Genomic DNA, 14,266 nt, shown 5'->3' on the forward strand with positions numbered 1-14,266 from the left:
TGTTACCACTTCCTGTGAATCACCGAGCACTTTCTGGAAAACTACCACTATCCGCACACCAAGCCATCGGCTTACCACACGCCGGAGTTCGTCACCCTGCACGGGGCGGAACTGCACGCAGGCAAAACGTGCACGGGCGAACTGTGGCATATCCTCGCCAACGGGCTGCCACTCGATTTCGCGCAACCGCTGCCGGATGAGACCGGCCCGGAAATTGCGCAGCGCGCGCTGGCAACCGGCGCGTTCGTCACCGTGGCGCACCCGGCGTGGTATAACCTGAGCGAAGAAGACGTGATCAGCCTGAGCGACACGCACGCCATCGAGATCATCAACGGCATTTTCCGCGGATCACAGCGACAAGATCGACAGCGTGTACATGCTCGACGTGATGCTGGCGCGCGGGTATCGCTTCAATGCACTGGCGACGGATGACGCGCACTTCAAGCCGGATTTCCGTGACACGCTGCGCGGGTGGACGTGGGTCAAAAGCGAAGCACTGACGCCGGAAGCGATCCTCGCGGCGCTCAAGCGCGGCGACTTCTACAGCAGCACCGGGCCGCTCATTCACGATGTGCAGGTGACCCCCGGCGAGACAATCAAGATCCGCTGCTCCCCGTGCGAAAGCGTGTTCGTGACGGGTAAGGGCTCATGGGCGGCGTACAAGCACGGGCATAACATCACCGAAGTCGAGCTGTCGATTCGCAGCCTCAAATCCGCCTACTGCCGCGTCACCGTGCGCGATCCGCATGGTGGCCGCGCATGGACGAACCCAATCTGGTTCTGACATTCCCCTCCACATCTGTAACGCCGCTTACCTTTATTCAGTAAGCGGCGTGTGCTACCCGCAAATTTATTCAGGAAAAATACAGACAGTTTAAGGCTTTACGAGTATCGACTCACGTTATACTGCTTCCATTGTGGACAACTTAGGAGCAACTGGGCATGTATTCATTGGACTGGCTGATTCCCAACAAAGTCGCGTATGCCCGCGTGTATGGGCGGCATACCCTCGAAGATATGGAACGGTCAAACGCCGATTTCAAGATTTTTGCTGGACGCGGCAGGCGGGCCGGCGCATCTGATTATGGATATGCGCGCCGCCGAAAACCTGCCGATTCAGATCAAGCGCGGGCAGGAATCGCTGGAAGTCGCCAAGCACCCGAATCTGGGCTGGGTGGTCAGCGTCGGCTCGACTAACGAGATCGTCAAGTACGTGGGCATCATGCTCGTCAAAATCTTTCGTCTGCGCTTTCAACGCCTCAACAGCATGCAAGAAGTGATCGACTTCCTGCACAGCCTCGACCCAAACCTCAACTGGTCGGCGGCGCGCCTCGAACTGCTGGTCAACGATGCGGAACTGCGCTTCCCCGTCCCCTAGCTGCCGCTCGCCGTTTTTGATATAGCGGTAGGCGGCATACAGCCGCTTGAACCGCGCTTGGCCTCCTCTTTGGGGAGTTTGCTCACGTCGGGGTGAAATTCGCGTGCCAGCTTGCGAAACGCGGCTTTCACCTCATCGTCGGACGCACCGCGCACCAAGCCGAGCAGTTCGTAAGCGCGATCCAGCTCAGACTGCGGCAGGCGATCGACGGGTGTGCGAAACCCCTCGCCCGGCACATCCGCCCAACTCGAATTGCTCCACGTGTAGAACTGGGTGTGACCGCGCGTAGTCTGCTTGCGGAAAGCGTTGCGCCCGGTGATGTAGTCGGGCTGCTTCCAGAACGCCTCCGTGCCGAAATTCGCCACCAGCCAATCACCGCGGATCGACTGCGGTTGCTTCACCCACACGCGGAACGACGGCAGGTGCTTGATCTCGACATCCGGCCCGTACCACGCTTCCTGTTCGCTGCCCCGCCCGAGCGGCTTAAAGTGCACCTGCCCGACCGCGTAACCGTCCGTCGTCTGGCGATAGGTGTACACCTTGTCGCGATACAGCGCGTGCAGCGCGAGCAAGCCTTCGTCAGGGGTGGTCAGCGCGCCATCGGACGGCACGAGCGCCGCATCGACGATGAACAACGACCCCACGCCGACGCGTGTCCCCTCGCTCAATATCCGCTTGAGGTTGCGCACGCGCACCGGCTCATCCAGCAGATACACGTAGATGAGCGTGCCCGTCCACGTGTGAGCGATCAGATGTCCGTCTTTCGCCACCTGACAGCCGCGCACACTTTCGACGCCCGTCAATTTGCCGCACAACCAGCGTTTGATCTCGTCTGCGACCATACCCGATACCATTAAAGCTCAGTTCGCAATCGCGCCATTGTAACAAATGGGACGGGAGAGCGGCTATACTTCGCCGCAGACTATATGCAGCGAAGGATGCCAGCCCATGACTGATGATGATCGCCTTCCGTTAGCCTTTGAGCGGATCGCTCCGGACGAGCAGCACGCGCAGTCCCGCGCTTTTCTCACGCGGATGCGGTCACGGCGCACCGTGCGCGATTTTTCGCCCGAACCCGTGCCCTTCGAGCTGATCGAGAATGCCATTGCAGCGGCGGCGACGGCTCCGAGCGGCGCGAATCAGCAGCCGTGGACGTTCGTCGTGGTGAGCAATCCGGAGATCAAGCGCAAGATTCGCGAAGCGGCGGAAGCCGAGGAATACGAGAGCTACACGCGGCGGATGAGTCAGGAATGGCTGGACGCGCTGGCGCATCTGCACACCGACTGGCACAAGCCGCATCTCGAAGACGCGCCGTATCTGATCGTCGTGTTCGCGCAGGCGTACGGTGTGCGTGACGATGGCACGAAGATCAAGCATTACTATGTGACCGAATCGGTGGGGATTGCGGTGGGGATGCTGCTGGCAGGTCTGCATCTGGCGGGCTTGGCAACGCTCACGCACACGCCCAACCCGATGACCTTCCTCGCGGAGATTTTAGGGCGACCCGCCAATGAACGCGCCTACGTCGTGATCCCGGTCGGCTACCCGGCGGCGGATGCCAGAGTGCCCAACATCAGCAAGAAACCGCTGGCTGAGGTGCTGATCCGCGTGGAGTAAACAGGTAGGGGCGCAACCTGAACCCACGCCTCCGCATTCAGGGAGGGGAGCCAACATCGTGCGCCAAACCGAGTTGATTTTCAGAGGGACGGGATTCAGAGGATGTCAAAAAAAGTCAGATTCCGACCCCACCCCAGCCCCTCCCCGAATTCGGGGAGGGGAGCCAACATCGTGCGCCAAGCCAAGTGGGTTTTCGTAGGGACGCGATGAATCGCGTCCGCCGGCGCTGACCTTACGCATTCAGCTTCGCGACATAGTGCGTGATCGCCACTTCCATGAACGCGGGCAGATCCGGGTGCACCGCGGCAAACGTCGCATGGAACGCCGGATCGTTGTTGTAGCCGTGCCCCAACCCGGCGAGAATTTCCGGCGTCGGCTCGTAGAAGTAGCGCAGATGCTGATGCCAGCGGGCGATGATCGCCTGCACCGCGGCGCTCTCCGCGCCCTGCGGCATGGCGGCGGCGAGATCGACGTAAATGGCGCCGCCCTCGTCCTTGATCTGCTGCTGCTTCTCCGCCGAGTAGCTCTTCCACAACTTCTGTGACTGCCGGACGGTCTTTTCGTCCCAGCGACGCGCGGCTTCGTCGGTGTACTGATCTTCTTCGGCTTCCGTCCACTGGCCGAACACAGGCTTTTTGCTCATGCGGTATCTCCTCATCTTGAGCAACCGCGATACAGCATACAGCCTGACGTTACGTCAGGTGCAAGGGGCAATTTGGGGAATTGGGGAAATTGGGGAGAAACCGAGTCGATGGCTGGAGGGACGCGCAGAAGCGCGTCCGCCGTTTCCGACCCCACCCCCGCCCCCTCCCCGAATTCAGGGAGGGGAGCAGACATCGTTCGCAATGCCTCCCCTCTCCCCGCTAGTGTGGGAGAGAGATCAGGGGGTGAGGTTTCGCTTAGCGATTCAGGTTGTTGATATCGGTCGGATTCGGATCCGGCTTGCCCGCCGTGCGCGTATACGCCCGTGCCCGACGGTTCGCCTCAAGCTCTTCTTCCGGAGTCGCGTATTCGCTGCCGGTCGTGTCGCGGCGCATGGCCTCATCGACCGCGTGCGACGTTTCGTGGTGGCGTTCCGTGCCGGGCGGGGTCGCGCCCGCGCTCACGTCACTGGAACTGGTCGTGCCAACCTGCGAATGCGGGATCGCGCCGCCCATCTTCGCGGCGTGTTCGTTCTGCGCGCGGGTGGCTTCTTCCGCCGCCCAGCGACCACCGCTCGTGCTGTCATAATCGGTGACGGCCGGAGCACCGCGATTTTCCGGGCGGCCGTCCGGCGTGCCGCTGTTCGTCCCGGCGGTGCTGCCGCTGCCGCTGCTGCCCATACCACTCCGACCGCTCGCGCCCATGCCGCCCGGGTTAGTCGACATGCCGCGCTGCATATCCGCCTCCACCGAGGCGCGCTGCATGGTTTCCGGATTACCCGCTAACGGAATGCCGCCCGTCGTCGGGACGGTGTCGGTGCTCGCGCGGGGCTGCTGATCGCTGAACACGTCCTCTTCGGGAATCGACCCCATCCCCCGCGCTACGTTATAGTCGCGGTAGGCGAGGCGTTCCCGCTCGATCTGCTCGGCATTGTAGGGCGGCGCAGCGTGGTCGAAATTCGACCAACCGCCTTCGCGCCACAGCGACGAGCGCGTATCAATATCGACCGGGTGATACCGGTTCATAATCGTTTCGGCGCGTTCCGCCCATTCGTCGTTGGTCGTCAAGCTGACCAGCGTGCCCCCGCGGCGGATCCCCTCCGCGTAGATGTGCGCGTCATCTTCGTCGACGCCCATGTCGATCAACCCGGCGGTGATGCCGCCCGTGATGGCGCCCGCCGCCGCACCGATGCCCGCGGTCAGGGCAATCGCCAGCGGCCCCGCGCCGATCACCGGACCAATGCCGGGGATGAGCGACACGCCCACGCCGATCAAGGTGCCGATCACCGCGCCGAAGCCCGCGCCTTCGCCCGCGCTCACGTCGCCGTCCAGCACCATATCACGATCTTCCAGCGAGCTGCTGTATTCGCCGCTCGCATCATTCGCCATCACGCTGATGTCGTCCCGCGTGAAGCCTGCTTCGATCAGGTTATCGATCACGCGCTCCGCGGTCGAAAAGTCGTCGTAGAGCGCCACGATTGTCTTGGTCATCTCTGCACCTCGTCCATAGCCGACAACATTACATATTTCATTATAGTCTATCTTAATGCGTTTCGTTATGAAAAAGCCGTGAGAGATCAGAGGTGTTTCCCCTCACCCCTTGATGCGTTTGTGTAGGGACGCGCTTCTGCGCGTCCGCAGCATCCGACCCCACCCCCAACCCCTCCCCGAATTCAGGGAGGGGAGACAAATAAGACGTTCGCCAAACCGAATGTATTTTCGTAGGGACGCGCAGAAGCGCGTCCGCAGCATCCGACCCTATGCCTCCGAATTCAGGGAGGGGGACGGAAAAAAGCGCTTTCTCCCCTCTCCCCGCGTGCATGGGAGAGGGGCAGGGGGTGAGGGGTTACACGCGACAGCCGCGGCGAATATGTTAGAATGATGCGCGCTTAGCCGGACGAGGGAACCCAACACAATGTGCGGAATTTGCGGTGTGGTCGATGTGAGCGGAGCGGGACGCGCCAATCTGGGCATGGTGCAGCGCATGTGCGCGGCGATCCGGCATCGCGGTCCCGACGGCGACGGTTTCTACGCGCCGTCCGGCGATCCAAACGTCGCGCTAGGGCATGCGCCGCCTGAGCATCATCGACATCGCCGGGGCGATCAGCCGCTGTATAACGAAGACCGCACCATCGCGCTGGTCTTCAACGGCGAAATCTACAACTATAAGGAACTGCGCCGCGACCTGAGGAGCAAAGCGCACGCCTTTCGCACCGACGGCGACGGCGAGACGATCATCCACCTGTACGAAGAATACGGCTTCAAGCTGTTTGACCAGCTGCGCGGGATGTACGGCTTTGCGCTGTGGGATACGCAGCGCAAGCGGCTGCTCGTCGGCGTCGATCACATCGGCATGAAGCCGCTCTACCTGTGGGAACGCGGCGGCCTGCTGCACTTCGCCAGCGAAGTCAAGGCGTTCAACGAGACCGCCGAACTCAACCTCGACGTGCTCGACACCTACCTCTCGTTTGGCTACATGATCGGCGCGGACACGCTGTTCAAGGGTGTGCAGCGCCTGCCCGCCGGGCACTACCTCGTCGCCGAGAACGGCACGACGCGCATTGAGGAACACTGGCGCTTCGGCGTCGGCACGGCTATCGATCTACGCGCGGACGACGAACAGGGCTGGATCACCCGGGCGCGTGACCTGCTCACCGAGTCGGTCAACCTGCACATGCGCAGTGATGTTCCCGTCGGCCTGTTCCTGAGCGGCGGCGTCGATTCGGCGTCGGTGCTGGCGCTGATGCGGCCGCAAGCCGAATCGATTGAGACGTTCACCGTCGGCTATGACGCCAAGACGCCCGACAACGAGCTGATCCACGCCCGCAAAATCGCCGCGCATTTCCACACCACGCATCACGAGCGGGTGATCAATGCCGAGGACTGGTGGAACGGCTTTCAGCGCTACGTGTATCACCACGACGAGCCGAACGCCAATCCCTCTGCTGTGTCGCTGATGCTGCTGGCCGAGGAGACGGCCAAGCGCGTCAAGGTGGTGCTGACCGGGCTGGGCGGCGACGAACTGTTCGGCGGGTACATGGCGCACGCCGCCATCCCGCAGATTTTGCGCGCGCAGAACTCGTGGGGGCGCATGCTGCGCGGCTTCGCCCAACCGCTGCTGCGCCTCGAACGCTACTACCCGATGATGAAGCGCTACCGAGGAATCGGCGCGCTGCCGACCTACCTGCCGCGCCTCACCCAGTCGCTGCTGCCCCGTGACGAAGGTCTGCGCCGCCTGCAATCGTTCGATGGGCTGGTGCTCACCGATACGCTGCGCGGCGAACTCTACGGCGCGAACCTGCAAGCCGCGTGGGACGCCGCCCACCATAAAGAAACCACCTATGCGGGCATCGTGGATCGGTCGCTGGCGCCTGACGCGTACAACTTTGCGCAGGCGCTGGTCATCAACACGTGGCTGGCGGGCAACGCCCTGCTCAACTGCGATAAGGTGACGATGGCGCACTCACTCGAAGCCCGCGTCCCCTTCTTCGATCCGGTGCTGCTCAATTTCGCCGCCCGCGTGCCGAGCAGCATCCGCATGCAGCGCAACAAGTACGTGCTGCGCGAAGCGATGCGTCCACTGCTGCCCGCCTTCGCGCTGGCACGCCCCAAGCAGCCCTTCGGCACACCCATTCTGAACTGGTTCCGCGATGATCTCGCCGAGCGCATTCAAGCCGTGCTGCTGGATGATGGCGCGGGCATTCGCGATCTGTTCCAGCGTCCGGCGCTGGAAGCGCTGCTGCGGGCGCACTTCGACGGCAGCGCGCCGCAGGTCGAAGTGGTGTTCCGTCTGCTCACCCTCGAAACGTGGTTGAAGACCTTTACCAAGGAGCGCGTACCCGTCTCATGATCATGTCAGCGCTGTCTACGCTCGTGCAAGCCCCGTTGAGCATTTTCTTCGCCCTCGCCCTGCAAGTGACCGCGTTCCGGCTGCTGCGCAAGATCGGCGCGCAGTTTCGAGCAAGTACGATCAACGAACACGACGCCTTCGATTTTCAGAACAAGCTGACCGCCGCCGAGATCTATACGCAGCTGCCAGATTACACGGCGGAGTCGAAGCGGCTGTATACCTACTTCTTCATCGTCGACTTCTTCTTCCCGCTGTTCGCGTCGCTGTTCCTCGCGCTGGTGTGGACGGCGCTGCTGCAGGCGGCGGAGATGCCCACGCTCTACGGTCAATTGCTGGCCGCCCAGGTGCCGGTGTTCGCCTTCGCGCCCGCCCTGTTCGATTGGGGTGAAAACATCTGCTTCTTGCTGCTCGTGCGGCGCTATCCCACCCACCTGCCGAACCTCGCCCGCGCGGCGGTGATCTGCAAGCGCCTCAAGCTGCTGACGTTGGGTGTGACGGGAGTCGTCAGCGTCGTACTGGTCGTCGCCACGTTGATTCTGTGGGTGGTGGCACGGACTCAATAGCCGCGTGTTGGCAAAATTAGCATTTTTGTTCTATTCTTACATCAGTTAGGGATAAAACAGACGAGATCACTAGGCGGCTGTTCGCAACCGACCCCACCCCCGGCCCCTCCCCGAATTCGGGGAGGGGAGACAGATTTCACCCTCTCCCCGCTTGCCTGGGAGAGGGTTAGGGGAACTGCTTCAGAAACAGATCGCTTTGCATTCAACTTATCCCTAACTCACGTTATCCTATAGTCCTGTTCGGATAATCCAGAGGAGTGTGCACATGCAGCCGCGCATCAGCCAGATTCGCCTGTTGGTCACCGATTTCGCCGGATGTTTCCGCTTCTACCGGGATGTGTTGGGGCTACCCGTCGCGTCAGGCGACGAGACCGAGGTCTATGCGTCTTTCCACCTGACACCGGACGTCGGTCTAGGATTGTTCCGCCGCGACCTGATGGCGGCGGTGGTCGAAACGCAGGCCAAGCCGCCCAAGGCCGACGCCCAAGACTCCGTCGTGATTGCCTATCAGGTCGATGATGTGGATATCGCTGCGGGGGAGCTGCGCGCGAAAGGCGTCGCACTGGTCGCCGTGCCGACGAATCGCCCCGACTGGAGCATGCGCACCGTGCATTTCCGCGATCCCGACGGCAATCTGGTCGAGCTGTTTTCAGGGTTGAAGGGGTAGAGTAACCTCACCCCCCAGCCCCCTCTCCGAAAAGAGGAGAGGGGGAGAAGGGTCAGTGTCGAATGTTGAAAAAGAGGCAGATTCCGACCCCACCCGGCCCCTCCCCGAATTCGGGGAGGGGCGCCAGCAGTATCCGCCGGACCAAAACTGTTTTCGTAGGGACGCAATTTATTGCGTCCGCCGCTTCTAAAACAACTTCACGCTAGCCTAACCGATCAACTCCACCACGACGCCTTCATTGGCGCGCAGGTGCAGTTCCTCGACCGCATCGCCGCGATCCATGTGCGTGGAGAAGATCACCTTGCCGCGCCCGGGCAGCGTGAGCGCGCGTCCGACGTTCCAGAAGTTGAGCGCGATCAGGTACTGCTTGCCGTCGGCCTCGCGCACATAGACGAATGTGCCTTCCGGCGACTCCAGCGAGCGATACGACCCGGCGTGCAGCGCGGGCGTGTAGCGGCGCAGGCCCAACAGCGTATGATAGAACATCAGCATCGACGTGGGATCGGCCTGTTCGCTGACCACGTTCAGCACCGGGTAATCGGGCGACAGGGCAGCCACGGCTCCCGGTGTTGAACCCGGCGTTGGGCGAGTTATCCCAGTGCATGGGTGTGCGCTGCGGGTCCCGGCTGATGCCGAGGTTGATCCCCTGCGGGTCTTGGTACAAGTGCGCCGCAATGTCCACATCACGCAGGCCGAGTTCTTCGCCATAGTAGATGAACGGTGTGCCGCGCAGCGTCAAAATCAGCATGGCGGCGACGCGCGCCTGCTCCAAACCGATGCGCGTGCCGATGCGCATCTGATCGTGGTTGCCCAGCTCGTAGTTCGGCCAGCCGTCCGCGGGCAGGCTCGCCTCGTACAGATTCACAAAAGAGCGAACTTCATCCGCTTGCCACGGCAGCATCAGCAGCGCGAAGTTGAATGGCAGATGGATCTCCGGCGCACTTTGCGTGCCGTAGAAGCCCGTGATCAGCGTGGGGTCGGTCGAATAGGCGATCTCGCCGATCATCACGCGGTCTTTGAACTCCTCGAACACCTGGCGCAGTTCTTGAATCAGGTCGTGCACGCCCGGCTGATTCTCGCTGTACACGCGCAAATACTTCCACGTGGGGTTGTCACGCCCTTCGACCCAATCGGGATTGAGCGGGTTATCACGCAGTTGTTCGTCTTTGATCATGCGGTCGATCACGTCGACGCGGAAGCCATCCACGCCGCGCTTGAGCCAGAAGCGGATCGAGTCGGCAATCGCTTTCTTCACCTCAGGGTTGCGGTAGTTGAGGTCGGGCTGTTCCGCCAGAAAGCTGTGCAGATAGTACTGCCCGGTCGTCTCATCCCACGTCCACGACGGGCCACCAAAATACGACAGCCAGTTATTGGGCGGCGATCCGTCGGGTTGGGCGTCGCGCCAGATGTACCAGTCGCGCTTGGGATTATCGCGCGACGACCGCGACTCGATGAACCACTCGTGATGATTCGAGGTGTGGTTCGGCACGAGGTCGAGGATCAGCTTGAGGTCGCGCTGATGCACCGCAGCGAGCAGATGATCGAAGTCGTCGAGATTGCCGAACGGCGGATAGATGTCGACGTAGTTGCTCACGTCATAGCCGAAATCGGCCATCGGCGAGGGGAAAATCGGCGAGAGCCACAGCGCATCCACGCCGAGCCACTTCAGATAATCGAGCTTGGAGGCGATGCCACGCAGATCGCCGAGGCCATCACCATTCGAGTCCATAAACGAGCGCGGGTAAATCTGGTAGACGACGCCGCGCTGCCACCATGCTGCTTGTGCCATATTGCTGTCCTATCGCAGTAAAAACCGCAGCGCGTCCGGCATGCGGCGCGCCCACGCCGATTCGGTGTGTTCGGCATCCTGCTCCACCACGTAGAGCAGATTTCCACACGGATTGTAGCCCTTCTTGATCAGCAGGGCATTCATGCGGCGGGCGCTGGTTTCGCGTGTGCCGTTATCCAGATAGATTTTGCCGTCGATATACGGGGCGTCCTGCAGGCTGGCGTAGATCGCGCCGCTGCCGATCCAGAAGGCCGGGCTCATCACCCCCGCGAAGCCGAAGGTCTCGCTGCGGTGGAAAAAGGCGTACATGCTGATCAAGCCGCCCATGCTCGACCCGAGGATGCCGGTGTGTTCGCGTTCCGGCAGCGTGCGGAAATCGCGGTCAATCAGCGGCTTGAGCGTGTCGCGCAGCCAGTCGAGGTAGAGCTGGCCTTTGCCGCGCCACACGTGCGGAAATGGGTTGTATTCCTGAATGCGTTTCTCGCCCCCGTGATAGGGCGCGACGATGATCGCCTCGATGCCTTCGGTGGCGAGCTGCTCCATCGTCTCGTCGACGTGCCATTCCTGCCCGCCGAAAGCCGTGCCCGCATCGAACAGGTTTTGCCCGTCCTGCATGTAGACGACGGGGTAGCGCATGTCGGCGTCGTGATACGACGGCGGCAGGTAGACGATGACGTCGCGCTGCACGTCCAACTGCGGGCTGTACGCGCCACGCAGAATGCGCACGCGCCCGCTGATGGTCGGCGGGTGTTGAACGGTGTGCGTGTAGATTTCCCACTGGGTGACTGCTTGCTGCATCCGCTCCTGCTCCTGTGTCTGTCAAACGGATTATGAAAGTGATCCTATCATAAGCGCAGATGCATCCCTATCCGCAAAAGGGATGGATTCATCAAGAGCCAACCTCACCCCCGGCCCCTCTCCTAATGCACTTTAACTTATGAATACGGAGATTGTAGGGACGAGATATGAGCGTGTTGAAAAAGGTCAGATTCCGACCCCACCCCCGGCCCCTCCCCGAATTCAGGGAGGGGAGCCAACAGCGCCCGCCAATCCGAAAATGTCTTCGTAGGGACGCAATTCATTGCGTCCGCTGACGAGTGAAACGGCTTTACAAAAGCTTTTTAAACACCCTCATATCTCGTCCGTCTTGGTAAATTTGGCAACCGGACGCCATGTATGGCGTCCCTACAAACACCGTGATCTTGTCACACTGCATGAGGAGAGGGCAGCAGGCAAGACAACCTTACCCCTAAATCCCCTCTCCGAAAAGAGGAGGGGCGAGCAAGCAAGCCTCACCCCAACCCCTCTCCCAAGGGAGAGGGGCTTAAAGATGACGTCTGGTGTTCCCCCTCTCCGAGCGGAGAGGGGGTTAGGGGGTGAGGCTGATTTTACGGCGTGGGTTTCTCGCCCGCGTGGATGTCGATGCGCCCGTCGGTGACGCGCCAGATCGCCGCGCGGTCGAGGAAGGGGCGCGTGAAGATGTCGAGCTCGGTGGTGGTGACGAGCGTTTGCGTCACGCCGTCGATGCGTTCGAGCAGGTAGGCGCGGCGCTGCGAGTCGAGCTCGGCGACCACTTCATCGAGCAGCAGCACGGGGTATTCGCCGATGCGGTCGCGCATCCACTGCAGTTCCGCCAGCTTGATCGCCATGACGGCGGTGCGCGCTTGACCGCGGCTGCCGTACAACCCCGAATCGCGCTCGTTGATGAACAGGCGCAGTTCGTCGCGATGCGGCCCGCAGAGCGTCACCCCGCGGTGAATCGACTCGCCCTCTTCCGCCTTGAGCTTGTCACCAAACTGCGGCGCGATCTCATCCGGCGTCAGTTCGCGGTGCAAATCCAGCCCGAAGGTGTCGAACGAGAGCTGACCATCGCCCGCGAAGGTCGGCAGGAAGCTCGGCTGGTAGCGGAGCGTGAGGACTTCGCGCTTGCCCGTCAGGTCGAGATGCGCGTCCTGCGCGCGGATTTCGAGTTCGCGCAAAAACTTCTGCCGCCCGGCGATGATGATGCTGCCCGCCGCGACGATCTGTTCATCCCAGAAGCGCAGTTCTTTGGGGCTGGCCTGCCGATCATTGATGCGCTTGAGCAGGGCGTTGCGCTGCGGGAGGATCTTCTCGTAGGTGTCGATGGCATTGAGATAGGCCGCGTCGACCTGACCGAGCGTGTTATCCATGAAGCGGCGGCGGTCGCTCGGCGAGCCTTCGACCAGCGACAGATCGTGCGGCAGGAACAGCACGACGTTGAGCAGGCCGACGATATCCATGACGCGCTTGTCGACGCCGTTCACCTTGATCACCTTGCGCAGCCGCGCCACACCGTCGACCGTGCGCTCGATCATGAGCGTCATTTCGAGGCGGTTCATGGGCGCGTGCTGGGAGCAGATTTCGGCGGACAGGCGGGCAAACGGGATGGGGTCGTTTTCGGCGCGCCAGTGGATCAACTGGCGGTCGGCGGCGTTGTACGGCGATTTGGCGGTCGCTAAATAGTAGATCGATTCGAGCAGGCTGGTTTTGCCCTGCGCGTTTTGTCCATGCAAAACGACCGGGTTATTGGTCGGCAAGCCGAGTTCTAACCGGGCGTAATTGCGAAAATTGGACAGGGACAAATGCTCGATATACATCACAGCTCACGGGGCAAATGTCCCACAATTTTACCTGATTTAGCACGAAATTTCGAGCTACAGCTCCCCCGCGAGGCGTATGCCCTACGCCAGGGGCGGATTAGCCTTCCCCTGCGTATTTGGCTCGCTCATGTTCCCTCCAGACCGGTCTAGGTCTCTCTACATGATGGTCGAAGGGGAAACTGTGCCGTCACTGTTCCACGTTGAGGGGCAGGTAAAGGTCTATATGTCACATGAGCACACTGGCTATATACGCTACTACGGTGAATTCTTTGAGGTTAAGGGAGGTATCCAAGAACCAATGCCTATACGTGGATGACATAATCCAAGCAATTCTTGGCATTTAGCTTTATGACGTGAGTCTTCGCGGGAAACCGCACGACCCGCAACGTAGGAAAAAATACCAGCTGCATCTAGTAACAAAGGTTTTCCATCATCAACTTTTTCTATGATTAGGTTGTTATGACTAAACACCCTTTGAACTTGTAATGCTCCTGCTCCCCAGAACTCCAAGTTTCTTGTTTAATGGATCAAACCATAAATGGGATTCTATATCTGGGCTTACAAGCTCAAGATCTACAAGCGGCTGTAAAGCACCTGCGAAGGCTAAAAGGGTATAAATGTTCTTCTTGAACATCTATACGTTTTGAACCCGAACCCGATGCCAGCACACTTGGAAAAGCGTCACGATAAACTATACCAAGACAGTATTGCGGACGGTGAGTGTTTAGCTTTAGCAATAATTGCTCTGCGACCTCCCAGACCTGCTTCTCACTCATGTGTCTCCATGAAGTTTTGTTTCTAGCATCTCCTGCAAATACTTCACGGCAGTGGAATCTAGTTTCAGGTGGCAGACCATAAGAGGGAAATTAAATTTCGGAAATCTTCCGCTGCTGCATTAACGTCCGACAAGTTGAACACAATTATTCCATAAACCACCACTCCTCTCCCAATGCTCTCATCACCAAAGAGGTGAAAGACTAGCGGATCAGGCTCGCGCAAGAGGATTTGCGAAAACGTCAAAAGTCTGTCCACAGCCAGAACAAAGGTATGTAAATGGTTGACCTAGCTCTGAGGTAGAAATGGTAACTTCTGCATGAGCTCCGCATCCTCCATCACTTTGCATGTGAGTAACTATTCCCA

11 protein-coding genes and 2 pseudogenes are annotated in these 14,266 nt (G+C 60.4%); 6 read left to right on the plus strand and 7 right to left on the minus strand.

Features of this window, described 5'->3' with window-relative positions:
* Window positions 1-315, minus strand: a 315-nt coding sequence (locus IPK17_RS40035; RefSeq protein ID WP_343423360.1) for a hypothetical protein, incomplete at its 3' end; no start/stop codon positions are given.
* A gap of 55 nt (window positions 316-370) precedes the next feature.
* Between IPK17_RS40035 and IPK17_RS40040 the strand changes: the two genes are divergently transcribed.
* Window positions 371-784 (plus strand): CehA/McbA family metallohydrolase domain-containing protein, encoded by a 414-nt coding sequence (locus tag IPK17_RS40040; protein ID WP_343423361.1) that lies wholly within the window; start codon window positions 371-373, stop codon window positions 782-784.
* 210 nt (window positions 785-994) lie between these two features.
* Window positions 995-1,378, plus strand: a complete 384-nt coding sequence (locus IPK17_RS40045; RefSeq protein WP_343423362.1) for a hypothetical protein — start codon at window positions 995-997, stop codon at window positions 1,376-1,378.
* A 56-nt stretch (window positions 1,379-1,434) separates the two neighbouring features.
* Here the strand turns inward: IPK17_RS40045 and IPK17_RS41240 are convergent.
* Window positions 1,435-1,563: pseudogene (locus IPK17_RS41240) on the minus strand (DnaJ domain-containing protein); the annotation flags it as partial.
* 763 nt (window positions 1,564-2,326) lie between these two features.
* On the opposite strand from IPK17_RS41240, the gene IPK17_RS40055 reads away from it, so the two are divergent.
* The gene (locus IPK17_RS40055; RefSeq protein WP_343423364.1) at window positions 2,327-2,995 is read left to right on the plus strand and encodes a nitroreductase family protein; all 669 of its coding nucleotides are present in this window, start codon (window positions 2,327-2,329) and stop codon (window positions 2,993-2,995) included.
* A 232-nt stretch (window positions 2,996-3,227) separates the two neighbouring features.
* On the opposite strand, the gene IPK17_RS40060 is transcribed toward IPK17_RS40055, so the two are convergent.
* Together IPK17_RS40060 and IPK17_RS40065 are read right to left on the minus strand one after the other, a co-directional pair.
* Window positions 3,228-3,638, minus strand: coding sequence for a TipAS antibiotic-recognition domain-containing protein (locus IPK17_RS40060; RefSeq protein ID WP_343423365.1), 411 nt, complete (start codon window positions 3,636-3,638; stop codon window positions 3,228-3,230).
* 256 nt (window positions 3,639-3,894) lie between these two features.
* Entirely contained in the window at window positions 3,895-5,127 is a 1,233-nt protein-coding gene (locus IPK17_RS40065; RefSeq protein ID WP_343423366.1) for a hypothetical protein, read from the minus strand.
* Between the two features lie 424 nt (window positions 5,128-5,551).
* On the opposite strand from IPK17_RS40065, the gene asnB reads away from it, so the two are divergent.
* From asnB to IPK17_RS40080, 3 genes are all read left to right on the plus strand, one after another.
* A complete protein-coding gene (gene asnB / locus IPK17_RS40070) occupies window positions 5,552-7,486 on the plus strand; it encodes an asparagine synthase (glutamine-hydrolyzing) (protein ID WP_343423367.1) in 1,935 nt (644 codons plus the stop codon).
* Entirely contained in the window at window positions 7,483-8,049 is a 567-nt protein-coding gene (locus tag IPK17_RS40075; protein ID WP_343423368.1) for a hypothetical protein, read from the plus strand. The genes asnB and IPK17_RS40075 overlap by 4 nt, the downstream gene beginning before the upstream one ends.
* Before the next feature lie 265 nt (window positions 8,050-8,314).
* Complete coding sequence (locus IPK17_RS40080) at window positions 8,315-8,716, plus strand: VOC family protein (protein ID WP_343423369.1); 402 nt, start codon at window positions 8,315-8,317, stop codon at window positions 8,714-8,716.
* A 207-nt stretch (window positions 8,717-8,923) separates the two neighbouring features.
* On the opposite strand, the pseudogene IPK17_RS40090 reads toward IPK17_RS40080, so the two are convergent.
* From IPK17_RS40090 to recF, 3 genes and pseudogenes are all read right to left on the minus strand, one after another.
* Window positions 8,924-10,505: pseudogene (locus IPK17_RS40090) on the minus strand (alpha-amylase family glycosyl hydrolase).
* A gap of 9 nt (window positions 10,506-10,514) precedes the next feature.
* Complete coding sequence (locus IPK17_RS40095) at window positions 10,515-11,303, minus strand: alpha/beta hydrolase (protein WP_343423370.1); 789 nt, start codon at window positions 11,301-11,303, stop codon at window positions 10,515-10,517.
* Window positions 11,304-11,893: 590 nt separating this feature from the next.
* Window positions 11,894-13,123 carry a DNA replication/repair protein RecF gene (gene recF / locus IPK17_RS40100; RefSeq protein WP_343423371.1) on the minus strand — a complete coding sequence of 410 codons (1,230 nt, stop codon included), beginning with the start codon at window positions 13,121-13,123 and terminating at the stop codon, window positions 11,894-11,896.
* Between the last annotated feature and the right edge of the window lie 1,143 nt (window positions 13,124-14,266).

It is taken from the genome of Candidatus Flexifilum breve, assembly GCF_016713355.1.

Bases quoted from the DNA above. Each gene is read 5' to 3' on its own strand.
- IPK17_RS40065 (WP_343423366.1), bottom strand. From the start codon at position 5,127: ATGACCAAGACAATCGTGGCGCTCTACGACGACTTTTCGACCGCGGAG.
- IPK17_RS40060 (WP_343423365.1), bottom strand. From the start codon at position 3,638: ATGAGCAAAAAGCCTGTGTTCGGCCAGTGGACGGAAGCCGAAGAAGAT.
- IPK17_RS40045 (WP_343423362.1), top strand. From the start codon at position 995: ATGGGCGGCATACCCTCGAAGATATGGAACGGTCAAACGCCGATTTCA.
- IPK17_RS40055 (WP_343423364.1), top strand. From the start codon at position 2,327: ATGACTGATGATGATCGCCTTCCGTTAGCCTTTGAGCGGATCGCTCCG.
- IPK17_RS40080 (WP_343423369.1), top strand. From the start codon at position 8,315: ATGCAGCCGCGCATCAGCCAGATTCGCCTGTTGGTCACCGATTTCGCC.
- IPK17_RS40075 (WP_343423368.1), top strand. From the start codon at position 7,483: ATGATCATGTCAGCGCTGTCTACGCTCGTGCAAGCCCCGTTGAGCATT.
- asnB (WP_343423367.1), top strand. From the start codon at position 5,552: ATGTGCGGAATTTGCGGTGTGGTCGATGTGAGCGGAGCGGGACGCGCC.
- recF (WP_343423371.1), bottom strand. From the start codon at position 13,123: ATGTATATCGAGCATTTGTCCCTGTCCAATTTTCGCAATTACGCCCGG.
- IPK17_RS40095 (WP_343423370.1), bottom strand. From the start codon at position 11,303: ATGCAGCAAGCAGTCACCCAGTGGGAAATCTACACGCACACCGTTCAA.